This window comes from Acidimicrobiia bacterium, from assembly GCA_012959995.1.
Lineage (GTDB): Bacteria > Actinomycetota > Acidimicrobiia > Acidimicrobiales > MedAcidi-G1 > MedAcidi-G2B.
Genome location: DUCC01000036.1, coordinates 1 through 22,915, shown reverse-complemented (window position 1 = coordinate 22,915; position 22,915 = coordinate 1). Strand labels below are relative to the sequence as shown.

Sequence of the window (22,915 nt, the reverse complement as noted above, 5' to 3'; positions counted from 1 at the left end):
GCGCGCTCTAAGCGCGTATAGTGTCACGGTGAGTGATCATCAAAAAAAGCCCAGCAAAGGCACCGCAACCAAAGCATTTGGTGTAGGACGCCGAGAAAGCCACGACGCATCTGCGTTCTACGAGCGCTTCACCCCGCCGGTGCTCACGGACGACGAAACCGTCAACCCCGTACCCGACCTCGGCAACGGATGCCTCCAAGGCGACGCCCGCAACATGCACCACCTGCCCGATAACTCGGTGGCCTTGGTGGTTACCTCGCCGCCCTACTTCGTCGGCAAAGAATACGAACTCGCGGTGACCGGCCAAGAAAACGAAGGCCGCATCCCCACCTCCTACTTGGACTACCTCAACATGTTGCGCGAAGTCTTTGCCGAGTGCACACGAGTGCTCGAACCCGGCGGACGCATCGCCGTAAACGTGGCCAACCTGGGGCGCAAGCCCTACCGCAGTCTCTCCGCCGACATCATCGGTATTCTCCAAGACGACCTGGGCTTGCTGCTCCGCGGCGAAGTGGTATGGCAAAAAGCCGACGGAGCTACCGGGTCCGTCGCCTGGGGGTCATTTCGAAAAGCCGCCAATCCCGTGCTGCGCGACATGACCGAACGAGTCATCATCGCCAGCAAAGGACGCTTTGACCGAGCCCGCCCCGGCCCCCGACGCCAAAAAGAAGAACTACCCAGCGAAAGCACCATCACCACCGACGAATTTATGGAAGCCACCCTCGACCTGTGGCGCATAGATGCCGAGTCGGCCAGCCGAGTAGGGCACCCGGCCCCGTTTCCCGTAGAACTCCCTCGCCGGCTTATTGACCTCTACACCTACAAAGACGACGTGGTGCTCGACCCCTTCATGGGCTCAGGAACCACCCTGGTAGCGGCCATACGTTCTGGGCGCCGGCCAGTGGGTTACGACCTCGAACAAGAATACGTAGCGTTGGCCAACCAGCGAGTGGCCGAAGAACAACAACGCCTCCGAGACGGAAAACTTACCGCCTGGCGTCGACGAGACCTCGCCCAATCGGGAAGCCAAGCTGACCTATTTACCAACGAAACTGCTTTAGAAACCGCAGAACACGTTTTAGGCCAAGCCCACCAAAGCGGAAAAAAAGCCGCCGACATCGCAGCCCATGTATTGGAATCTGCCGGATTCGAAATAGTCAAAGAAAACGCCACCTTGCGAAAACTCGGCGTAACTTTTCCCTTCCTGGTTACCGATCAAGCCGATGGCCTTCCTTGGTACGTCGAAGTATCCGGCACCTTCACCAGCGCCCGGCCCGGCATGCGCCGCGCCGATGTGCTCTGGAAAACTCTGGGCCGAGCCCACGTACTGGCCACCGCAGGCGAAGAAACCCCCCGACTACTGATCCTCACCTCGCACCTCCCTCGAGCAAAAAGTGAAGGCGATCGTGCCCTCCGGGCGGTCGGCGGCACCGGTTTCTTTGATGCCATAGAAATGTTCAACAACGACGCCGTGGCTCGACTCACCCACTACGCCAAAGTGGCTCCCGAGTTGCCAGACCCCGGCTTTTGGTCAGAAAAAGAAATCGCCACCAAGTTCGCTTAAGACTGAATAACCGGAACCCCATCGGCTGGCACAAAGATCACCTCAAAAAGAGTCGGCCAACGTTTTCCGGTAAGAAAAAAATGCCCAGATTCGGCATGAAAAGCAATGCCGTTGAGCACATCATCAGATCCCAGCGAAGAACGATCCACCGGCAACATCGATGCATCTACTTCGTGGGTGACCGCTCCGGTAGCAGGGTCTATGCCCAACAAAAGATCGGTTTGCCAAACATTTGCCCACACCGTCCCATCAACACATTCCAACTCATTGAGCCGGTCCACCGGTTGGCCGTCAAGGGTTACCTCAACTTGGCCCAGGCGCCGAAAATCTTCAGGTGATCGCAAGGTCAAAGCCGATGACCCATCGGACATGATCAAAGTGGTGGGGTTCAACAGACAAATGCCCCACCCCTGCCCGCCATAAGCCCAAGTAGTGGCCAAAGAAAAAGGCTCAATGTCCCACACTGCAGCCCGCCCGGCTTTCCACGTCAACTGGACTAAGCGGCCATCGGGTAGGGCAGTAAACCCTTCACCAAACCAGGTGAGGTCAAGGTCTCCCCACCGGAGCGCTTGCCCCACGGAGAAATCCATTTCACGAATCTGAGAATGCCCCACCAAACCAGTGCTTTCAAAAAGCTGCCCGTTGACAAACTGCAACCCTTGAGTAAATGCTTCATCATCATGAGGAAACTCAGCGACCACTTCAACGACCATTTGTTGAACCGGTAGAACCGAAGCAGGTGGGTCTGCCAAAGACCCGCACGAAACCAAACCAGACAAAAGACCCAAAACGAAAATGCCCCGGGTGGTCAATCGAAGAACGGGGAGACCAAACTGCATCATGATGAAAAAGGATAAACCATGACGGAGCATGAACCGGCAGAGAGTCAAATTGCTCATGAGGGTTTGACACACGCTTGGCTGGACTGGGGTGGCTCTGGCCAACCGCTCATCATGCTGCATCCCAATGGTTTTTGTGCCGGCGTCTACCACCCCATAGCCCAACGCATACGCGACCAGTTTCGGATAATCGGTGTAGACCTGCGAGGTCAAGGAGCAAGCGAAAAAGTAACCGAAGAAGCATTGTTGGGCAACGACGCTATGGCCCAAGACGTTTTAGCAATTGCCGACCAATTAGGTCTTGACAGCTTTTCGTTACTGGGTGTTTCGCTCGGCGGGGGAGTAGCGATCGAAATAGCGGCCGCCGCACCGCAACGAGTAGAAAAAATGTTACTCATCGAAGCCATAGCGATTTCAGGGCCCGACCGAGAAGCCCAACACTTTGACTACGGCACCGGTACCCACCCTCTGGCTATTGGGGCCCGTAAACGTCGTGCCGTGTGGGAAGACCGAGCCACCGTGGTGGCCTCTTACGGGGCACGTCGCCCCCTCAACGTTTTAGACCCAAAGGTTCTTGAGGCCTACGCCCGATGGGGCTTCGTTGACCGCCCCGACGGCCAAATTGAGTTGGCTTGCGACCCCGAAACCGAAGCCTTAATTTTTGACTCACACCGCAACCACGGGCCCAAAGAAACCTTTGACCAACTGGCCAGCATCACCACCTCAACCACCGTGTTGCACGGAACGCACAGTGACCTCAGCCCAGCATGGTTTGAAGAACAAGCCCAGCAACTTGGCACCACCGCCCAGGCCATTGAAGGTTCGCATTTCTTTTTCTTCGAAAACCTAGAACGAGCCGAAGAACTGGTTCGCCAACACCTGACCTAAAGGAACCACATGACCGCCGTAGACCCCGTCGAACTCTCCAATCGAATAATTGATTCAGGAAGCGCTGAACCGCCCCACAACCGGGTCACCGAAGAACTCGTCGAAATAGACGACGGTTTGGCAGTAGTGGAATCTTTCTCTCACTGCTGGGTACGCAAAACCGATGAAGGCCTGATTTGTATCGACGCCAGCGGCGTGCAGTCGGGCACCGCCGTAGTAGCCGCCTTGCGTGGTTGGACAAACGAACCCCTGCATAGCCTCATCTACACCCACGGGCACATGGACCACGTGGGAGGCAGCGGCGCTTTTATGGCCGATGCCGCCCAACGCAGCGACCAAAAACCCACCGTGGTCGCTCACGAAGCAGTCGCCCCACGGCTCGAGCGTTACCGCCAAACCAGCGGGTGGAACCAAATCATCAACCGGCGACAATTCGGCGGCGTACGGACCCTAGTGAACTTCGGAGTGGGCGGGGTGAAAGAAAGAAAATTTGTCCCCGACGACGTCGCCGAACCAGAACTCACCTACCGAGACAAATTAGACCTGTCAATTGGTGGCCGCCAACTGGAATTACACCACGCAAGAGGCGAAACCGATGATCACACCTGGGTATGGGACCCCGCCGACAAAGCAGTCTACGCCGGGGACTTTGTGACCTGGATTTTCCCCAACGCCGGAAACCCACAAAAAGTACAGCGCTACCCCATTGAATGGGCCGAAGCTATGCGAAAAATGTTGTCCATGGGAGCCGAAAAGGTTTACCCCGCCCACGGACTACCCATTGTGGGGCGAGCCCGAGTAGAAACCGTGCTGGGAGATATCGCCGAATCGTTGGAGTACCTCTCAGGGGCCACCCTGGACTTAATGAACCAGGGAGCCACCATCGATGCGATTATCCACCAAGTCACCCTGCCCGAACACTTACAAGACCGCCCTTGGATAGCGCCCCAATACGACGAACCAGAGTTTGTGGTGCGTAACGTCTACCGCCAATTCGGTGGATGGTGGGATGGCAACGCCGCCAACCTGAAACCTGCGTCAGAAGCCAAACTGGCCGCTGAAATGGTCAAGTTGTCTGGATCAATCGAAGCGCTTACCGATCGAGCACAAGAATTAGCCGAAGCCGGCGAACTCAAGTTGGCTTGCCACTTGGTTGAAATGGCCGTTACCGCTGAGCCTCTGCACGAAGGAGCGCACCGGGTGCGGGCCGCTATTTACTGGCAGCGCCGAGCCGCTGAACGTTCGCTCATGTCGAAAGGCATTTTTGCTTCGGCCGCTCGAGAATCTGAAGTGGTGTTTGGCGAAGAAACCGGTCGCCAATCCATGAAATCAGCGTTAAAAGACTCCATGCCTTAAGTCAGCGATAGATGCCCGTTACTAATTGGTGACGGGCAGCCGAGGTCCTGAGTAAGGAGTTCGGCGGTGGCCAGGCCAGGAGCCGGGTCGCTAAGGCCCCGGGCCGAAGCAAAATGAGCCGCCAACTTAATGCCGTGCGAGCTTTCAAGCAGCGAGGTGACCACCACGCCGAGGCCCGCTTGAGCAGCCATGGTGGCCGCTTGCTCGGCAACCACAAGGCCACCAATGGCCGAAGGTTTAAGAATGAAAAAATCGCCAGAGCCCAGGTCGATGGCTCGACGGAGGCCAGCTAAGTCGCCGGCGCTTTCATCCACCGCTATCGGAAAGACAGCCCCTTTGCGTACCTTGGCTAGCCCCGCTAACCCAGCGGTGGGCTCTTCAATAAACTCAAGGGAAAAGGGAAACAATTTCTCTATGTTGCGAAGGGCTTCATCGGGGCACCAAGCGCCGTTGGCGTCAAGGCGCAAAGCCATGCGCCCCCCAACCGCCGAGCGCACGGCAGCCACCCGCTCAAGGTCCACCGCAAACGAACCAGCACCTACTTTTATTTTTAACGTAGCGAAACCCTCCGCCTGCCTCTGTAAAGCCTGTTCAACAAGGGCGTCTGTTGAGGAGCCGGTAATGAGGGCAGCCACCGGCAGGCGACTTGGGCTTTCTGAGTTGAGGTGCTGGTGTAAAGAAAGGCCACGCTGCTGAGCGTGAAGATCAAAAAAAGCGCCATCGATGGCAGCCCGAGCAGTGGGCAAATCTGGTGGGCCTTCTGGTTGATCCGCAGAAAACCACTGCCGAATAGCTGCTTCCGATTGGTCAATGTTTTCTGTAGTGAAACCATTTAAAGGGGCGGCCTCGCCGAACCCCGTATTTCCCTGATCATCGCTTAGCGCTACCACAACGACCGGTCGTTGAAGTAGTTGACCGTGTGCGGTGACGATGGGAGAGCAGTACGACAAAACATGTCGAGTTATCTCAACCCGGGTGACCTCAGTCATGGTTGGTGCTCAAAAACTCTTGTAAAGCAGCAACGGTGGCCTGCGAGTTTTCTACGTGGACTGCGTGACCTGCTTGGGCAATAACCACGGTCTCGCTTTGGCTTAACCCGGTACTCAACCGCATGGCCAGGCGCCGAAACTTAGTGTCTTGCTCACCTACTAGCAGCAAGGTAGATGCCGATATCTCCGACAGGCGCCCCCACAAAGAAGGCTGCGCCCCGGTGCCCGCTCCACACAAACTGGCCGCCAAACCAACGGGGTCATTGGCCAATCGTTGCTGCCGAGCGGCCGCCAAAACATCGGCCGCTAACCCCTGTTGCGACGCAAAAAGTGGTTGGGCCATCCAACGATCCACAAAGGCCGGTAAACCGTCTTCGAGAAGTTCGTCGGCCAAGGAACTATCAGCCTGTCGTCGGGCCAAACGTTCGCTCTGCGAAGCCAGCCCCGCCGAGGCTCCAATGAGCATCAACTGGCTTACCAAATGCGGATAGTTGAGGCTAAGTGCCAACGCCAAACGGCCCCCCATGGAGTACCCCAACACGGCCGCCGCATTGAGGTTTCTTTCCTCAAAAAAATCGGCCAAAAGATCAACCGTGGCCAAAAAATCGTAGAGGCCAATATCGCTTAAATGGCCAGTACGACCATGGCCAGGCAGATCAACAGAATAAACAGTAAACCGATCAGCCAGCGCATGACTTAACGAACGAAGCGTGGAGGCATCACCGGTAAACCCATGGAGCAGAACCAACGGGGGGCCTTCACCGGTGGCCGTAAAACACAGAGGATTGCTCATCGGTCTAGAGCCTCCACGGCCGCCGCGGAGGCTTTTCGGTGAAGGTCAATATTGTCGACAGCATCAACGAGCACATGAATGAGGTGCAACCCGGGGTGACCTAGAGACATAGCGAGGGCTTCTTCGAGTCCTTGACGGTGAGAAATCCGGTGATAGTTGGCCCCCACTAAGGGTGCCAAATGAGCGAGGTCAAGGTCGTGTGGGGTGTGGAACAAACGGCGATGATCGACATGGTTTTGGCCAGCAATAGGTAAGAAAGAAAAAATGCCACCCCCGTTGTTGTCAACCACCACCACGGTGAGGTCAACGCCTAAGCGCCGGGCCGCTGACCAGCCACTGAGGTCGTGCAACAAGGTGAGGTCCCCGGTGAAAAAAACCGTTGATTCTTCATGACCGGCCGCCACCCCGAGAGCGGTAGAAACTTGCCCATCAATACCGTTGGTGCCTCGATTAGCGTAAACCTGCAAGGGCTTTGGGCCAGTGGGCAGAAAAGCATCAAGGTCACGAATAGGCATGGAGTTTCCCACCACCAAAGCGGTCTGCGCTGACAATTGTGCTCCGAGAACTTCAACCACCGCGGGGTTACTGAAGGGGGCGTGAGCGGAGAGATCGGCAACCGCAGCGACCGCAGTGCGTTCAGCCTCTTGCCAAGCCTGAGACCAAGAGAGGTCTTTGGTGTGAGCCACAGTCACTCGGGCGGCCCAATCTGCGGGTGCTAAATCAATGCGTTCGGTCACCAGAAGCAGCGGGTCGGGGTGGCGACCCGCGTGGTCTACGGTGATGATCTGAGCGGGCCGGGTGCGGTCTAACCAAAGACGGTAAGCCTTAGAGGTCGGCAAAGCACCGAGTTGCACCACTACCTCTGGGGCGTGTTGGTCGGCCCAGGCCGAACGAAAAATGTGTTCGCTGGCCGATAACACTAAAGCCTTATTGGTGTGCGGGCCGTGGCGCAGGCTCGATGCCGGGTCGGCAATTATTGGCCACCCGGTTGCCTGAGCCAAGGCGGCAATTGCTTCTTTTTCTTGGGTATCAAGGTCAAGGGGACCAACGACCAAAAGCCCGTGAGGGCAGTTTGGCAAAGGCGGGCAAGGGTGGACCTGGGCCGGCGGGGTGGTTAACAAGGCCACTGGCTCGGGTTCTTCGGGTGGGGGCTCTAGGGGTTCGCGTAGCGGCCAGTTCAGATGCACCGGGCCGGGAGTTTCCTGAGTGGCCAGTTGCACCGCGGCCGCCGCCAAAGCAACGGCTTCGCTGGGGTGTTCGGTGCCGGCCACGGCTGGCTGGTGAAACCAGCGCACATGGGTGCCAAAGAGTTCAACTTGGTCAATGGTTTGAGGAGCGCCTCGGCTTTGAAGTTCTGGCGGCCGGTCAGCGGTAAGAACCAACAACGGCACACCGCTATGAAAGGCCTCAATAACTGCCGGAAGGTAGTTGGCGGCCGCCGTGCCAGAAGTGCAAACCAAGGCAACCGGCTGTTTGGTGGCTCGTGCTAAACCCAATGCAAAAAAACTGCCCGCCCGCTCATCTAGGTGGATCGAGACGTCTAGCCCGGGGGTTTGGTCGGCAGCCACGGTAAGCGGGGTGGAGCGTGACCCAGGAGACAAGGCGACGTGTTGTACCCCGCTGGCCACCAGTTGGGCAAAAAATGCTCGCAGGCTGGCGTGGACGGCTAAGGGATTTGAGGCAGTCATTTGTTGCTCGCAGTAGCGACGATGGGGGCCAGCATGGCTTGGAGTTTCATGTCGGTTTCTAAAAGTTCTCGGTCGGGGTCTGAGCCTTTGACAACGCCTGCTCCGGCGTACAGCGTGGTGCCGTTTTCGGTCAGCAAGGCGGAACGTAAAGCAACGCGAAATTCTCCTTGGCCTGCTTGGTCAAACCAGCCCAAGGGGCTAGCGAACCAGCCGCGATCCATCTCTTCGTGTTGGGCTCGTAGTGACGCTGAAGGGGCTACGGGGTGGCCGGAAACTGCAGGGGTGGGGTGCAAGGCGCCAACGATGTCAAGCAAGCCGGTGCCTGCGTCGAGGTCGGCTTCAATGGGGGTGTACAGGTGTTGAATGCCGTGCAGGCGAAGTAACTCGGGGTGCTCGGGGTGTTGGGGGTTTATTTCAAGTTGGCGAAGCGAGGCATCTACGGCATCGACCACCACGGAGTGTTCGGCCCGCTCTTTTGGGCTGGTCATGAGGCCTTGGCCGAGAGCGGCGTCGGTGGCGGGAGCGGGGTGACGCGGCGCAGACCCTGCGAGGGCTGCGGTAAAGAGGCGCTGGTCTTTGACAGCAGCCAAACGTTCGGGGGTGGCGCCGACGAAGTTGGTGGCGCCTTGACCTACGCAAAAGGTGGCGCAAGCGGGGTAGGTGTGGCGCAGCGTGGACAACAATCGTCCGAGGTCGGGGCGGTGGGGCACGGCGAGTGATCGGCAGGGCACGGCTTTAGAGATGCTTCCGCCTTCGATGATGTTTAATGCGGTGCTGACCAAGTTGCGGTAATGCCGGCGGCTGGCTTCGTTTGACCAGTGGGCGGGGTCAACGTCGGGGAGTGGGTCGGGGGCCGGAGCGGGTTGGGTGGGGAGCAGTTCGGCTGTTTTGTCAATGGTGGTGAGCCAGGTTTTTCCTTTGTGGCGAAGCACTTGCACGGCGGGCAAAACAATGAGTCCGGCTCCCAAAGGTGCCCAGGGGCCTTGGTTTCCGTGGTCGTCAAACGAAAAACCGGCGGCTAACCGGGGAGCGGGTGCACCGGTTGGGGCGTTTACGGTGAGGTTGGCAAATGTTTGGTGGGCAAATTGGGCGGCCTGGTCAAAACGGGACTGACCACTTACTTGTTGAACCTGGGCTTGGCCGAGGCCCACCCAAGAAATATCGTCGTCGGGTATTTCCCAGTACCAGTGGGCTGCGTCGGCTGGGGCGCTGCTGAGCCAGGCCAAGGGATCGGTGGCGGGGCCTGAGTCGAGGGCCACCGTGGTGGCAATGTGATTCGAGTGGGGGAGGGGTTGAGCGGCTAGTGCCATTGGCTGGTCACTACTAACTGTTCTGGGTTTACGGATTGCAAGGCTTCGGCTAGGGCGTGGCGTTGGCCATCGTCGGCTCGGGCTAGGGCGTGGCTTACTAGCGTGCGGTGGAAGTGTTGAGCAATGAGTCGGGTGACTGCCGGGAGCAGGGTGTGGATGATGGCTACCAGGTCTTCGTCGGAGTCGGCGGGGGTTTTGATGTGGTGGTCAAAGAGGGTGATGGCTTGGTCCACGATGTCGTCAATGTTGGCGGCGTGGTCGGCAGCGAGGGCGACGAGCTGGTCGAGGGGGACCCCGGCGTTGCTGATGGCTAACCCAGCTTTGACCATGGCTACTGCACTTTGGGAAAAGCGAGGTTGGCTCGCTACCACGGTGGGTTGGAGTAAACCGTTGTCGCAGAGCAGGGCGACCAGGCTTTCGGGAACACCGGCTTGGTCGGCTACTTCGGTGCGGCTCAAGGCGGCGCTTTGGGTGAGGGGTCGCACTTCGTTTGCTTGACCGGCGGCTAGGTCGGCAATTTGGTTGAGGGTCAGGCCGGCGGCGGCCAGTTGGCGAATTTCTTGGAGTCGTTCGAGATGCTGAGGGGTGTATTCGCTGTGGCGGGCGATGCGTTGCGGTGGGTCAAGGAGGCCGCGGCGTTGGTAATAGCGCACGGTGTCGACGCTGAGTCCGGCGGCGGAAGCCAAGGCGTCGACGCGGTAGGTGGCGGGTTGGGAGGACATCGTTTAAGTATAGGAGTAGTTACTCTCAAAGTAAATACTCTCTGTTTTGTCGGCTGGTTCGCCTTCGGGCTTCGAACGTGAAACAATGGGCCAATGAACGCTCCCGATGCACCAGTTGATTACATCGCCCGAACTCGCGAACAATACGACTCGCTGGGTTACTCGCCTTACTTGTGGGCCGAACGGCCCGACATGCCGCCGTGGACACCCATAACCCGCCCTTTGGCAGAGTCAACGGTGGCTCTTTTGGGTTCAGGGGGCGGCTACAACCGCGGTCAGGTGGCATTCCATTGGAAAGACGACACCGGGATTCGCCTATTGCCCAGCAATCAGCCAGCTTCTGATGTGCGGGTAACGCATTTTGCTTACGACCTCGAACCGGCCCGAGCCGACCCCAACATTGTGTTCCCCCTGGACCGCCTCAACGACCTTGTTGATGAAGGGTTTATTGGAGCGCTGGCCTCGCAATCCATAGCTTTTATGGGCGGTATTTATTCGGTACGACGAGCCGAAGAGGAACTCACCCCGGCCATTCTTGACGCCGTTGAAGCTCTAGCGGAAGATATTGACTTGGCACTATTCGTACCCGTTTGACCGGTGTGTCACCAGACCGTGAGTCTGGTCGCACGAGCACTTGAAGCGGTGGGAGTCCCCACCCTCACCTTGACTGCCGCTTACAGCATTACCGCTTCGGCCAACCCGCCACGGGCCGCCTATGTAGAAATGCCTTTGGGTCATACCGCAGGCCGGCCCGGCGATCGCGAGTTTCAGTTGGACTTGTTGCGTAAAGCCTTGACCCTCGGAGCAGCCATCGAAACCCCCGGCACCATTGTTGACACCGGCGTGCGTTGGAGCGAAGACCGGTCGTGGAAATCGGCGGCCTCAAGCGGGTTAAACAACGGCGTGGTTTCGGCCGAGGGCGACACCCGACGAGAACGAGTTGATACCCCGCAATATCAAAGCGAAAACGATCGCCTCGCAGCCGAAGCGTAGAAACGAGAACCTGATGCCTTTGGACCCGGCCCTTGAACCCCTGCTGGCTTTGCTGCCCTCTTCGGGCGAAGACCTCAGCCTGGTCACCCCAGAAATGATGCGCGCCAATTATGAACTGATGGCCGACCCCAACGGCCCGGCGGTTGCTTTGACAGAAAACCTCAACATTCCCGGCCCACGGGGTGAAATCTCCGTGCGTATTTACCGCCCAGAGGAAACGAACGACTTGTCTCCGGTCATCATGTTTTTCCACGGCGGTGGCTGGGTGATTGGCAATCTTGAAACCCACGATGCGCTGGTGCGAGCCATGGCTAACGAAACCGGTGCGGTAGTGGTCGCTGTGGACTACCGATTGGCCCCTGAGTACCCTTACCCGGCGGCGGCCGACGACTGCTATGCCGCTACTTGCTGGGTGGCAGACCACGCCGACACTTTGAGAGTAGATGCGCAACGTTTGGCGGTGGCCGGTGATAGCGCAGGCGGCAATCTGGCTGCTGTGGTGGCTTTGATGGCTCGAGATAAAGACGGCCCGGCGCTTGCTTTTCAATCACTGATCTACCCAGCGGTAGATATGGACAGCGACCGTTGGCCCTCGATGATCGCCAACGCAGAAGGCCCCCTGCTTACCCGCGAGGCCATGCATTGGTTCTATGAACATTATGTGGGGCAGCAAAAATTTGTTGACGACCCTTACGCCGCACCACTGCGAGCCGACAGTTTGGCTGGGTTGCCGCCCGCTCACGTAACAGTTGCGCAATATGACCCGTTGTGTGACGAAGGCTTGGCCTACGCAGAGGCGTTATCTGGTGCGGGTACAGCATGCGAAGTGGAATGCTTCGACGGGCTTATTCATGGGTTTATGAGTTTTGTTGCTTTGGTGCCAACCGCTGCAGCAGCACAACAAAAAATCTTTGCTGCACTTAAAGCGGGCTTGGCTTAAACATTTATGGAAGTTCTTTTTGTTTGCACCGGTAACGTCTGTCGCTCGGCTATGGGCCAGGCCTTACTGGCGCACAAAGCAAACGATGCGGGGCTCGACCTTTCGGTAGTTTCGGCCGGCACCGAAGCCGCAACAGGCGACCCAGCGACTGATTTGGCGGTCAACGTTTTGGAACAACGAGGTGTCGACTTGCAAGGCCACTTGTCTTGCTCGCTGACCATAGAAATGGTGGGGTCTGCTGACTTGATTGTGGCCATGACCCGCCGCCATGAGGCAACTATTGTGGCCCTCGACCAAGACGCTCGACCCCGTACGTTTTTGGCTGGTGAGTTAATCCGCTTGGCTGGGGCACGAGGGCCAGTAGGGGAGAATTCGGCAAAACTCTGGGTGGCTTCTTTGCATGAAGCGCGAGGTGGATACATGACCACCGGTCGCTTAGCTGATGAAATTCCCGACCCATGGGGTGAGCCGATAGACGTTTATCGCCAAACCGCCGACCGTTTAGATGGGCTGACCAGCGCCCTTGCCCGCCTCCTCGCCTCCTGACCTGCTTACCTGGGGTCAGACCCGAGGTAAGCAGGTGGGGTCAATTGGAAGGCAGGTCGCTAACCTCTTAGCGGTGAACCCACGTGTACGATTTGCCCCATCGCCAACCGGCTACCTCCATGTAGGGAGTGCCCGAACGGCTCTTTTTAACTGGCTCTATGCCCGCTCCACCGGCGGTACCTATGTGTTGCGTGTCGAAGACACCGATGCCGAACGCAACCGGCCTGAGTTGACAGAAAATCTCTTAGCGGAACTGGAATGGCTGGGGTTGGACTGGGACGAAGGGCCGCTCTACCAATCTGAGCGCCGAGACCGCCACCGGGCAGTGGTGCAAGACCTCTTGAACCGTGAGTTGGCTTACCTGTGCGATGCCGACAACCAAGAAGTGGTAGGCCAAGAAATAACCGAGGGCCTTGCGGTACGTTTTCGTATGCCGGTTGGGCAAACCGTGGCCTTTGACGACTTAGTGCGTGGGCCGGTGTCGTTTGCCACCGACGATCTTGAAGATTTTGTTATTTGGCGCTCTAACGGCACCCCCATGTTTTTGCTGGCTAACGCCGTGGATGATGCTGACATGGGGATCACCCATGCCATTCGTGGCGAAGACCTTCTGTCTGGTGTGCCTAAGGTGCTGTTGTTGTTGGACGCTATTGGTGCGCCTCACCCGATTTACGCCCACTTGCCCCTCCTAGTTAATGCGCAGCGCAAAAAATTGTCGAAACGTCGTGACGATGTTTCCATTGCTGATTACCGCGAAAAGGGCTATCTGCCTGAAGCCATGGTCAACTATTTGGCTTTGCTTGGCTGGGGTCCTCCAGACGATGTAGAGGAACGCCCCATTGCTGAGATCGCTAAACTTTTTGCCTTAGAAGATGTAAACAAGGCGCCGGCTTTTTTTGACTTAAAAAAATTGGAGTTCATAAACGCCAGTTATTTGAGGGCCCTCAGCAAAGAAGACTTTATGGAACGAGCCGCCCCCTGGGTGAGTGCCGAAGCAGCACCTTGGCCGGCTGAGAGATTTGATGCAGGAAAATATTCAACCATGGTGGATTTAGTACAAGAAAAACTTCGCACCTTGGCTGACCTGCCTCGCTTTGTAGATTTCCTCTTTTTGGATGAACCGGTCGAAGACCCAGACTCTTGGCACAAAGCCATGGTTAAAGGTCCGCAAGCGGCCGAAATGCTTGATGGGGCGGCTGCCGTTTTGGCGGATTGCCCTTGGGAAACCGAAGCCATAAAAGATGCAGTGGCTGCGGTGGGCGAAGGGCTTGGTATCAAACTTGGCAAAGCGCAAGCACCTATTCGGGTGGCATTAACTGGGCGCACAGTGGGCCCGCCCATTTTTGAAACCATGGCACTGTGTTTTGATCGACAAGTGGTGCTTGATCGAATTGCTCAAGCCCGGTTACGTCTGTAGCGGTTCAGATGGCGCTCTTTTGGGTTATCTTGCGCCGTGCCTTGAGGTGGCTCCCCGGGCTTTTGATTTGGGGGCTAGCCCTAGGGATCCTCTATTTTGGGGCAACTTATGTGCAAGTTTGGTTGGCTTCCGGGGCCGATGATTCCCAAGAGGGTGCTGACGCGGCGGTAGTGCTGGGCGCTGCTCAATACGACGGTGAACCTTCCCCAGTGTTAGCGGCCCGGCTTGATCGGGCGTTCGCTTTGTACGAAGCTGAGTTGGTTGCGTTGATCGTGACCACCGGAGCAAATCAGCCTGGTGATCGTTTTACCCAGGGTTACGCCGGCTACGACTATTTGCGTGAAAAAGGAGTGCCCGACGAAAATTTGGTGGTCATTACTGATGGGGCGAGCACTTACGAAGAGTTGGCCGCTACTGCGGCTCAAGCGAGTCGTTATGGCATTACTACCGTCTTGTTGGTTTCCGATCAGTACCATTCGTTTCGATTGCGACAAATTGCTGAAGAGGTTGGCCTTGATGCAGCACTGGCCCCCACTGCTGGTTCGGTTCGCCTTACCCGTATGGGGCGAGAAACTTTGGCTGCCGGGTTAGGACGCATCTTTGGTTATCGCCGCTTAGACGCTTGGGGTTGATGGCGGCTTTAGGTGTGGGGCAGGAAGAGAACCGTTACGCTTACCGTGCCTTCACCGGCGCCTTCGGAGGTGGTGTAATTGGCAACACAACTGGTTCTGGTCCAGTTATTAGGGGTTCAAGTCCTCTCCTCCGAGCCAACGGCAACACCAGGTGTTGCCCATAGAATGTGGTTGGCATTGGGAAACTAATGCACACTGCGCCCCGTTCGTCTAGAGGCCTAGGACGCCAGATTCTCATTCTGGTAGCACGGGTTCAAATCCCGTACGGGGTACACGACAGAGCCGACCCAAGTGGGTCGGCTCTGCTGGTTAGTGGGCAAGGAGAACTATGGCTACAAAGCCAAGCATGGCGCTAGATATTTTGATGAGCAGTTGGCGCCCTCGGTTACTAATCCGCTGGCCGATGCTTCCGGCTAAAATAGCGAGGCCAACATGCCATATCGCTGAGGCCAGAAGCGCGCCAAGTGCAAATAAAAGCACCCCGTTGTCTTTGATGGAGTCCGGAAGAGCCAAAATCACCCCGGCCCAAGTGGCGAGGGCCATGGGGTTCGCTATTCCGATGGCCATCATGGTGGCTCCCGGACGACGCATGTTGCCGACCGCTTGACGGGTGTTTTCGGTACGGAAAAATCCGAAAAGAGCAAGGGCCAGCAAGAGGAGGCCAAGAAAAATTTCAACGTGTCGGAGGGTGTCTACCGAGAGTTTGCTGACTAGCCCTGCACTTAGTATGGCTAGGGGAACAATGACCAGATCGGCGGCCACCACGCCACCAGCCCCAGTGAGTGCTACCCGACGCCCGCGTTCGCTCCCTAAACCTAAGAGGGTGATGGTCACTGGCCCGATGGGGGCCGCCATGGCAATGCCGCTGAAGAATCCAATAATTATGTTCATGAACGCAGTCTGAAGGGTAAAAGGGAACAATGACTGCGTAAATATGATTACTTTGCTACGTTTTGCCGTAGATTATTTGCTATGGATGAGATTGACCGCAAAATAATCGGTGAACTAGTAAATGACGGCAGGCTTTCGGTGACGGAGCTGTCTGACCGCATTAATCTGAGTTTGTCGGCTACTTCGCAACGCATGCGACAGTTAGTAGAAAGCGGGGTTATTCAACGCTTTACTGCGGTGCTAAACCCTGATCTGGTTGGGTGTCCGATTGATGCGCTGGTCGATTTGCGCTTGCCAGCCGACCACGCATTTTCTGAAATTGATAATGAGTTGTTGGCGCTCCCCGAAGTAGTTGATGCCATGCACCTCACGGGGCGTTTTGACTACCAGGTACGACTCCGTTGTGCCTCTATTGATGCTTTAGATCAATTACTCCGCAACTTCAAAGAACAACTTGGGGTAAGCGAAACAGCTACTCGTTTGGTCTTAAGTACTGCTGCGGGTTACCCCCGCCAGCCTGCACCAAGCAATTTAGGCAGTTGACGCAAGCGAGTTTGTGCGACGCATCCAACTGATTAGGTAAAGCAGCGAGGCCAAGGGCAACAAAATATAGGGGTTGGCCAGATGCCACCAAAGCCCGGGGTCGATGAGGTCGCTCATGGCGAAGTTGCGGGCCATGGGCAGGGCAGGCTTTCCAATAGAGAAACCTAAGGCCAAAGGTAGAGCGATTAAAAGAGCCATTGCCCCGGCCATGGCGCCAATGAACTGAGGAGTAGAAGAGGTGCGGGTGTCTCTTGCCAGAGAGGGTTTTATGGCGAGCGCGCCAGCTCGATAAAGCGACCGTACGGCCAGTAGCCCGGCCACGGTAGCCACGGCATTAACGGTGAAATGCCACCACACCCGATGGGTAGATAGTTGGCTGCCGCCCAGTTGACCAAAAAGCGTTGAAGCACCCCACCCGGTGCCCCCAATGAACAGAGTGGCTGTTAAAAGTACGTGTTCAGCTAAGTGGAAACCTTGAAAAATCAATGTTCCGGTGGTCGCTCGGCTACGTACTTTGGCTGCCGCGGCTAAAACAACCATGGCGATGACCCCAGACATAAACAAGGTGTTGCCCACGAGGTGAAGCACCTCTACGCCTCGGTTCGTTGTTGCCCCTTTTCCGGGGAGTATTTGACACCAGTAAGCCAAACCGTTTACCCCGGTTTCGGCCCAGGGAGTCAACCAAGGCTTGGTGTGGGGGTTCAGCGTCCAATAGCCAAGTTGGAGGGCGTGTTCGAATACGTGAAAGATCTGAAAAGCCACCGCGCCAAACATGACGCCGGTAAGCACGATGCGTCGTTTCTCCCCTTGGCACCGCATGCCATAAATAAGGGCGGCGATGGATACTGCAGTGAGTAGGTAAAGGGCGAGGCCAGAAAGTGGTCCGGGGTTAATCCAGTTCATGTTTTCCTTTGGGGTTTTCTTGTGAACAGACTAGTGAATGGTTCTATGGTCGGGTAAATATTGGTGGTTCGTCGGTGCAAATGGCACCGGTTGGGCAAGGCGGGGCTTCATCGTAGATCCGGTCACCGGGGTTGGGCATGTCGGGGAAGTCGTCGGGTCCCAGCGGCTCTTCAATGCAAATAGCGCCAGTAGGGCAGGCGGGGAAGTCGTCGTAACCGGTGCCTTCACGACCGGGTATTTCGGGTAGGTCAGGCATGGTGTCGGGGAAACCGCCGGAGTCCGGCATGTCTATTGACCCAGGTTCGTAATGAAAGGTTTGCCCGTTTACGTCGGTGTACGAGCCGGAGCCATCCATGCATGCTTCGCCAGAAGCGCCGGTGTCCCAAAAAGCGGCCATGCAGCCCGGGTTGGTACTGAGTTCCATTCGGTCTGGGGGCGGTAGGTCATTTATTGAAGCGGGTCGGCCGTCATCGAAAGGTGGGGGCTCTTCGATGAATTTTTGGTCAAAATCAACGGGTTCAAGTTCTTCTCCGTTGGGATCCCAAAAGCGAGTTGGCCCGTCTTCGCAATGTATTCCTTGTGAGCCGTCTTGCCAACGGGCCCATTCGCACCCTTGGTCGTCGAACCAGGTTTCTTCTGGGTCTTCAGTGCCGAAGGGGCCTTCTGGAGGAACCAGCAGCAACTCTCGCCATGTCCCGTCGGGGCTTAGCGTTGAGGGCCCTTCTGTATCTTCCGCAAGGCTGGAGGTCGGCGCTAAAGATTGATCAACAAGCGGGAGCGGTGCTCGTTGTATGAGGTTGCCTATTTCTTCTACGGCAACTGAGCGTTCTTGTTCGGGGGTTTTTTCGGGAGCGAAGTATGTGACCTGTCCGGTGGCGTCTATTACGAGGTCGGTGCGTTGGTCGGAGCGTTCTACCTCGACCTCGGTGGTTGTTTGACCGTTTTGATCTACTACTTTTACTGCGGTGCTGGTTTCTTTAAGCACGATTTTTGTGTTGGATTGCTCTGGTGCTTCAAAAGTGACTCGTTCGGTGGTCGAAGCCATGCGTACGGTGGCTTTTGTTCCTTGCGCTACTTGGAGGTCAACTGCTAATTCGTCAAAGTCTTCAACGGATGAGAATCCGAAAGTAACGGCGCTTCCGGTTTCAAGGGTTACCGTGCTGGCCCCGGTGGGGGTGATGACCAAGACGCTTACTTCGCCGGCCTCTACGTGCAATTCTGCTTGAGCATCCCACCGGGTGAGCACAAGGTCTTGGCCGGCGACTTCGTTGAGGCTTGCTGCGCCTCGGGTTACCGCTACTACACCGCTTTGGCCTGGCATGGCGGTGGCTCCGGTGATCGTTTGGCCATCGCCGGTGGTGAGGGTCCAGTTACGGTCGTCGCTGGAAATAGCGAGGAGATGGCCGTCGGTTCCGGTGCCGGCGCCACTAAAGGGTTCTGGGAATGGTGCTTCACGTACCGAAAGCGGGGTGAGGTCCATGGAACCGTTGCCGCCCGTCCATGCATCGGCGTCATCGGCTTGGTCGGAGGAGAAGTAAGAAAAACGCCACTGGTTGGTGGCGGTATCTATCTCTATGTAGCGCGGGCGTCCCGGCCAGTTGGGGTCGTAAATATGGATGACCCCTTTGCCTTGTTCGTTGAGGTCTACGGCGTAGGGCAACACGCTGTGTCCGCCGACCTCGGAGTAAATACCTAGGGTGTATTGCTCGTGGTCGGGGTCGGCTAGTGCAGTTTGTAGTTCGGCCACGATGGCGGCGATCGATTGGTTGCGCCACGCTTCGGTGGCTTCAATAACGTCGTCTAAGAATTGGGTGGCGAAAAGCCGAGCCAGTCGCCGCTGTACGTCGCTAGTTAAGGCCAAGTCGCCGGTAATTGGGTCGGCACCCACTAGGAAACGGTCGGCGCTGGTGACGGTCATGCCTTCGCATACCCCGCCGGCGGTTGAGGCAGCCACCATGGCGATCCATTCGGCGGCGGCGGGGGTGGGGGTACAGTCGCCGGTGGTTTCTACACAGACGGCAGCGTCACCGAAAAGGGCAATGGCATCAATCACCGTGAACTGGGCGTCACCGTCGGCGGCATAGTTTTGAAAAGTCCATCCGTTGTCGTCAACAGAGAAACCTAAAGAGTCGCTGGCTGTTTCTGGGGCAACTACCGAAGTGGCGGCCTCAAGGGGGCCCTGGTCGGTGCCGCCGCCGCAACTGGCAGCCAGCAGTGTCCACGCCAAAACAACACTGAGCCTCCGCAAGTTCATTCCTGAATAGTAGGCGATAGAAGGCTGTGTTAATAGTCGACCTTTATTGCTTGTCGCCTCAAGATGGGCTAGAACCCTACAATGACTAATCTTTCGGTAGCGGCCGCGTCTTCTGACCCTTTGTTACAGCCCCTACAAATGGGCTATTTGGTTTTGAAAAATCGGGTTTTTTCAAGTAGTCATGCACCGGGGTATAACACTGATGGCACGCCAAGCGAGCGTTACGTGGCTTACCACGAAGAAAAAGCACGAGGAGGTATTGGCTTAACCATGATTGGCGGGTCATCAAATGTGGCCATTGATTCGGCCTCCTTGTGGGGGCAACTGGATTTCAGTAACGCGGCCATCGTGGAACCTCTTGGCCGCATGGTTGAACGGGTGCATGCCCATGGGGCAGCTATCATGTGTCAACTCACCCACATGGGGCGCCGCAATGTTTCTCACGACGGGGATTGGCTGCCGACCATAGGGCCGTCGTCGGTTCGCGAGCCGATGCATCGTGGCTGGCCCAAAGAAATGGAGAAAGCTGATTTTCGCCGGGTGGCCAAAGATTTTGCGGCGGCGGCTCTTCGAGCGCAGATGGCGGGGCTTGACGGAGTAGAACTTTGCGCGACCAGCCACCTGGTTGACCAGTTTTGGACGCCTTTGGTAAACCAGCGCACCGACGAATACGGAGGTTCTTTAGAAAATCGTTTACGTTTTACTTTTGAGGTTTTAACGGCCATGCGTGAGGCTACGGGCGGCGGGTTACTTATGGGTATTCGCATGATTGCCGACGAAGGCCTTCCCGGCGGATTGTTACCCCAAGAGAGCAAAGAGATTGCCCAGCGGATAGCGGCCAGCGGTTTAGTGAATTTTCTTAATTTGGCGAGCTCTTCGTTGGCTACCGAGGCCGGGCTAGCAAAGGCCATCCCTCCGTCGGGTACCCCGACTGCGCCCTACCTGGGTTTGGTGGCGTCGATAAAAGATACGGTTGACGTACCGGTGTTGCATGCCACGCGTATTACCGATGTTGCGACGGCTCGCCACGCGGTCGCCGAAGGTTTTGTAGATTTGGTGGGGATGACCCGCGGGCATATGGCAGACCCGCATCTGGTGAACAAGTTGGCGGCCGGCCAAGAAGACCGGGTTCGGGCTTGTGTGGGGGCGTCACTGTGTATCAATCGACTTCATTTAGGAATGGATGCGGTGTGTATTCAGAACCCGGCTACTGGGCGAGAGACTTTTGTGTCGCAGTTGGTGACGCCTAGTGCAGGGCCGAGAAAAAAAATAGTGGTGGTGGGGGCAGGCCCGGGTGGTTTGGAAGCGGCACGAGTGTGTGCGGAGCGTGGCCACCAGGTGGTTTTGTTTGAGGCCCAAGATCGGGTGGGCGGTCAGGTGGTGGTGGCGGCTCGGGCTAGCGAGCGTCAGGCGGAGTTGATGGGGGTCATTGGTTGGTTGGCTGCTGAGGTTGACTTATTGGGGGTTGAGGTGCGCTTGAACACCCCAGCAGAGATTGCCGAGGTGCAAGCCGAAAACCCGGAGGTGGTGATTGCGGCAACTGGGGGTTGGCCGGGCGTGGGGAGCATTGAATATGGTGAGGATTTGCTGTGTACTTCAGTTGACGTGTTGTCGGGTCAGGTTGTACCGATAGGCCGGGTGCTGATTTTTGATGATCATGGTTCGGAGCGGGGCCCGTCAATTGCGGAGTTTCTTGTTGATCGGGGGGTAGATGACGTTGAGTTGGTGACTCCAGACCGCTTGGTGGCTCATGATTTGTCGGCTACTTTGGGCCCGGCGTATTTGACCATGCTTTATGGTCGGGGGGTAAAAATGGCCACCGATTTGCGTTTGGTTGGAGTGCGCAAGGAGGGCCAGGGGCTAAAGGCCAGTTTGCGTAACGAGTTCACTGGCCAAAGTGAGCAGCGAGAAGTTGACACGGTGATTGTGGAACACGGTTCGCTACCTAACGATGGTTTGTGGCGATCATTGACGGGGGAGTCAAACAACGATGGCGTGACCGACTTAGCGGCTTTGGCCAAGGGGAAAGCGCAGCCTCTGGGTAAGGAAGGGTTTGCTTTGTTCCGTATTGGAGATGCTGTAGCGAGCCGAGATATTGCGGCGGCAATTTTTGAGGCCCGCCGGCTTTGTCAAAACCTATAATTTTTTTGGACGGTTAGTGGTTTTCTTGCCAGGCTTGTGGCCAAGACTCTTTTTCTAAATGCCAGTCATCGGTGCGAAAAGCTAGGGCCGAGCCAGAAGCGACAAGATGGGTTCCGTGGTGGATCTCTATCCGGTGATTAGCCAACCGGCGACTGCGGTTGATTTCGGTAACTGTGGCCACGATGGTGTCCCCTTGGTGGACGCCACGGTGGTAATCCAATGAGACGTGAATAGCGAGAGATTTTCTTCCGTAACTGTTGCAGGCATACGAAAAAGCTATGTCGCCTAAGGTAAAAAGGACACCACCGTGCCCGCTACCAAGAAAGTTGGTGTGGTCCTTATTGATGATCAATTCGACGGTTGCTTGACCTGAGCCCCACTCTCGGAGGTTTGCCTCAAGCTTTTTTGCTACCGGATCGTTTACGAAAATCTCGTGGAGTTGCTGCTTCAACTCGGAAGAAAGAGTGTCCATCTTTAGGTCAGAGATTCTCTTGATTATCGGTTGCTGCGTGTTCTTTGAGGTCGTTGAGGCTGGCCCATTCGAGGGTCAAGATGTGGGTGGCTTCAAGACGCACGTGGGGGGCTTTTCCGGCTTCGAATGCTTCTTGCCAGCGGGGGGCGCAAAGGCACCACTGGTCTCCTGGTTGCAATCCGGCAAACCCGTGTTCTGGGTGGGGTGTAGAGAGGTCGTTTCCGGCTTCTTTAGAAAAAGTAAGGAACTCTTTGGTCATGACGGCACAAACGGTGTGTACTCCCATGTCGCCGGGCCCGGTGTCGCAACAACCGTTGCGGTAGTAACCGGTGAGCGGGTCAAGGCTGCAATCAAAAAGGTCGGTGCCTAAAACGTTTTTGGCCATAAAGTCAAACTACTCTTAATTGGCTACCAGAGTGGCCACTATCTATCCGATTGGGGCCGGAGGGTTTCGATCAAGCCAGATCTCGTCTTCGTAAATGGTGGCAGTTGTTACGGGTGATTGAGTTTCGTCGGGAGTAAGACGAATGGCGAAACCAAGGTTCTCGTAGTGGAGTTCACCGTCGCCGAGGGTGAACCCGATACCTGTACTCCAGATGGGTTGGCTCTTTTAAATGTTTAGATAGATAAGAACCGACCAAACCTCTAAGATCGCGTCATGGCAGCAAAACTTGAACATGTAAATATGACGGTGAGCGACCCCGAGGCGACGGCCCAGTTGCTTTGCCAGTTATTCGACTGGCCGGTGCGTTGGTCGGGCCCGGCGATAGACGGCGGGGTATCTTTTCATATAGGGGAAAAAGATAATTATGTGGCGGTTTACTCCCAAGGCGGCGATGACACCATTGGGAACAGTTATTCAAGCCCCGGGGGGCTCAACCACCTCGGAGTGGTGGTTGATGATCTCGACATGGTGGAGGCCCGGGTAAAAGAAGCAGGGTTCATTACCCACTCACACGCCGATTACGAGCCGGGCCGCCGGTTTTACTTCAACGACCACGACGGTATTGAAATCGAAGTAGTTTCGTATTCT

General features: G+C 56.6%; 23 protein-coding genes and 2 tRNA genes. 14 read left to right on the top strand and 11 right to left on the bottom strand.

The features are described from left to right. Nucleotides 1-28 precede the first annotated feature (28 nt). Nucleotides 29-1,564, top strand: coding sequence for a hypothetical protein (locus EYQ49_10075; GenBank protein HIG26210.1), 1,536 nt, complete (start codon nt 29-31; stop codon nt 1,562-1,564). Here the strand turns inward: EYQ49_10075 and EYQ49_10070 are convergent. Then, on the bottom strand, nt 1,561-2,406 hold the full coding sequence (locus EYQ49_10070) for a glutaminyl-peptide cyclotransferase (GenBank protein ID HIG26209.1): 846 nt from the start codon (nt 2,404-2,406) through the stop codon (nt 1,561-1,563). The genes EYQ49_10075 and EYQ49_10070 overlap by 4 nt on opposite strands. A gap of 18 nt (nt 2,407-2,424) precedes the next feature. Here EYQ49_10070 and EYQ49_10065 point away from each other — a divergent pair, with 18 nt between their 5' ends. Both EYQ49_10065 and EYQ49_10060 read left to right on the top strand, forming a co-directional pair. Next, on the top strand, nt 2,425-3,291 hold the full coding sequence (locus tag EYQ49_10065; protein HIG26208.1) for an alpha/beta hydrolase: 867 nt from the start codon (nt 2,425-2,427) through the stop codon (nt 3,289-3,291). 9 nt (nt 3,292-3,300) lie between these two features. Continuing rightward, nucleotides 3,301-4,647 carry an MBL fold metallo-hydrolase gene (locus EYQ49_10060; GenBank protein ID HIG26207.1) on the top strand — a complete coding sequence of 449 codons (1,347 nt, stop codon included), beginning with the start codon at nt 3,301-3,303 and terminating at the stop codon, nt 4,645-4,647. Here EYQ49_10060 and menC read toward each other — a convergent pair. The 5 genes from menC to EYQ49_10035 are packed head-to-tail and all read right to left on the bottom strand — an operon-like array spanning nt 4,644 to nt 10,149. After that, nucleotides 4,644-5,636: an o-succinylbenzoate synthase gene (gene menC / locus EYQ49_10055; GenBank protein ID HIG26206.1), complete on the bottom strand. Its 993-nt coding sequence runs from the start codon at nt 5,634-5,636 to the stop codon at nt 4,644-4,646. The genes EYQ49_10060 and menC overlap by 4 nt on opposite strands. Further along, on the bottom strand, nt 5,629-6,429 hold the full coding sequence (gene menH / locus EYQ49_10050) for a 2-succinyl-6-hydroxy-2,4-cyclohexadiene-1-carboxylate synthase (protein HIG26205.1): 801 nt from the start codon (nt 6,427-6,429) through the stop codon (nt 5,629-5,631). Before menH ends, menC begins: the two co-directional genes overlap by 8 nt. Next, nucleotides 6,426-8,117: a 2-succinyl-5-enolpyruvyl-6-hydroxy-3-cyclohexene-1-carboxylic-acid synthase gene (gene menD / locus EYQ49_10045; GenBank protein HIG26204.1), complete on the bottom strand. Its 1,692-nt coding sequence runs from the start codon at nt 8,115-8,117 to the stop codon at nt 6,426-6,428. The genes menH and menD overlap by 4 nt, the downstream gene beginning before the upstream one ends. After that, nucleotides 8,114-9,427, bottom strand: a complete 1,314-nt coding sequence (locus EYQ49_10040; protein HIG26203.1) for an isochorismate synthase — start codon at nt 9,425-9,427, stop codon at nt 8,114-8,116. The genes menD and EYQ49_10040 overlap by 4 nt, the downstream gene beginning before the upstream one ends. Then, nucleotides 9,418-10,149 (bottom strand): MerR family transcriptional regulator, encoded by a 732-nt coding sequence (locus EYQ49_10035; GenBank protein ID HIG26202.1) that lies wholly within the window; start codon nt 10,147-10,149, stop codon nt 9,418-9,420. Before EYQ49_10035 ends, EYQ49_10040 begins: the two co-directional genes overlap by 10 nt. A 93-nt stretch (nt 10,150-10,242) precedes the next feature. On the opposite strand from EYQ49_10035, the gene EYQ49_10030 reads away from it, so the two are divergent. From EYQ49_10030 to EYQ49_09995, 8 genes are all read left to right on the top strand, one after another. Continuing rightward, on the top strand, nt 10,243-10,743 hold the full coding sequence (locus EYQ49_10030; protein ID HIG26201.1) for a hypothetical protein: 501 nt from the start codon (nt 10,243-10,245) through the stop codon (nt 10,741-10,743). Between the two features lie 18 nt (nt 10,744-10,761). Further along, nucleotides 10,762-11,142: a hypothetical protein gene (locus EYQ49_10025; GenBank protein HIG26200.1), complete on the top strand. Its 381-nt coding sequence runs from the start codon at nt 10,762-10,764 to the stop codon at nt 11,140-11,142. A gap of 13 nt (nt 11,143-11,155) precedes the next feature. Then, nucleotides 11,156-12,082 (top strand): alpha/beta hydrolase, encoded by a 927-nt coding sequence (locus tag EYQ49_10020; GenBank protein ID HIG26199.1) that lies wholly within the window; start codon nt 11,156-11,158, stop codon nt 12,080-12,082. 6 nt (nt 12,083-12,088) lie between these two features. Continuing rightward, nucleotides 12,089-12,628: a hypothetical protein gene (locus tag EYQ49_10015; GenBank protein HIG26198.1), complete on the top strand. Its 540-nt coding sequence runs from the start codon at nt 12,089-12,091 to the stop codon at nt 12,626-12,628. Nucleotides 12,629-12,671: 43 nt separating this feature from the next. Beyond that, complete coding sequence (locus tag EYQ49_10010; GenBank protein ID HIG26197.1) at nt 12,672-14,045, top strand: glutamate--tRNA ligase; 1,374 nt, start codon at nt 12,672-12,674, stop codon at nt 14,043-14,045. An 8-nt stretch (nt 14,046-14,053) separates the two neighbouring features. Beyond that, nucleotides 14,054-14,677, top strand: coding sequence for a YdcF family protein (locus tag EYQ49_10005; GenBank protein ID HIG26196.1), 624 nt, complete (start codon nt 14,054-14,056; stop codon nt 14,675-14,677). A gap of 63 nt (nt 14,678-14,740) precedes the next feature. Next, nucleotides 14,741-14,815, top strand: a tRNA-Gln gene (locus tag EYQ49_10000). A gap of 61 nt (nt 14,816-14,876) precedes the next feature. Continuing rightward, nucleotides 14,877-14,949, top strand: a tRNA-Glu gene (locus EYQ49_09995). 37 nt (nt 14,950-14,986) lie between these two features. Here EYQ49_09995 and EYQ49_09990 read toward each other — a convergent pair. Next, nucleotides 14,987-15,568 carry a hypothetical protein gene (locus EYQ49_09990; protein ID HIG26195.1) on the bottom strand — a complete coding sequence of 194 codons (582 nt, stop codon included), beginning with the start codon at nt 15,566-15,568 and terminating at the stop codon, nt 14,987-14,989. Between the two features lie 81 nt (nt 15,569-15,649). On the opposite strand from EYQ49_09990, the gene EYQ49_09985 reads away from it, so the two are divergent. Further along, nucleotides 15,650-16,111 (top strand): Lrp/AsnC family transcriptional regulator, encoded by a 462-nt coding sequence (locus EYQ49_09985; protein ID HIG26194.1) that lies wholly within the window; start codon nt 15,650-15,652, stop codon nt 16,109-16,111. Here the strand turns inward: EYQ49_09985 and EYQ49_09980 are convergent. Both EYQ49_09980 and EYQ49_09975 read right to left on the bottom strand, forming a co-directional pair. Continuing rightward, nucleotides 16,100-17,014: a hypothetical protein gene (locus tag EYQ49_09980; GenBank protein ID HIG26193.1), complete on the bottom strand. Its 915-nt coding sequence runs from the start codon at nt 17,012-17,014 to the stop codon at nt 16,100-16,102. The two genes, EYQ49_09985 and EYQ49_09980, sit on opposite strands and share 12 nt — an antisense overlap. A gap of 43 nt (nt 17,015-17,057) precedes the next feature. After that, on the bottom strand, nt 17,058-19,268 hold the full coding sequence (locus EYQ49_09975; protein ID HIG26192.1) for a hypothetical protein: 2,211 nt from the start codon (nt 19,266-19,268) through the stop codon (nt 17,058-17,060). 81 nt (nt 19,269-19,349) lie between these two features. On the opposite strand from EYQ49_09975, the gene EYQ49_09970 reads away from it, so the two are divergent. Beyond that, the gene (locus EYQ49_09970; protein HIG26191.1) at nt 19,350-21,410 is read left to right on the top strand and encodes an FAD-binding protein; all 2,061 of its coding nucleotides are present in this window, start codon (nt 19,350-19,352) and stop codon (nt 21,408-21,410) included. A 13-nt stretch (nt 21,411-21,423) separates the two neighbouring features. On the opposite strand, the gene EYQ49_09965 is transcribed toward EYQ49_09970, so the two are convergent. Then, the gene (locus EYQ49_09965; protein ID HIG26190.1) at nt 21,424-21,882 is read right to left on the bottom strand and encodes a hotdog fold thioesterase; all 459 of its coding nucleotides are present in this window, start codon (nt 21,880-21,882) and stop codon (nt 21,424-21,426) included. A 7-nt stretch (nt 21,883-21,889) separates the two neighbouring features. Further along, nucleotides 21,890-22,267, bottom strand: a complete 378-nt coding sequence (locus EYQ49_09960) for a DUF2237 domain-containing protein (GenBank protein ID HIG26189.1) — start codon at nt 22,265-22,267, stop codon at nt 21,890-21,892. Between the two features lie 273 nt (nt 22,268-22,540). Between EYQ49_09960 and EYQ49_09955 the strand changes: the two genes are divergently transcribed. Further along, on the top strand, nt 22,541-22,915 hold a 375-nt coding region (locus EYQ49_09955; protein HIG26188.1), incomplete at its 3' end, for a VOC family protein.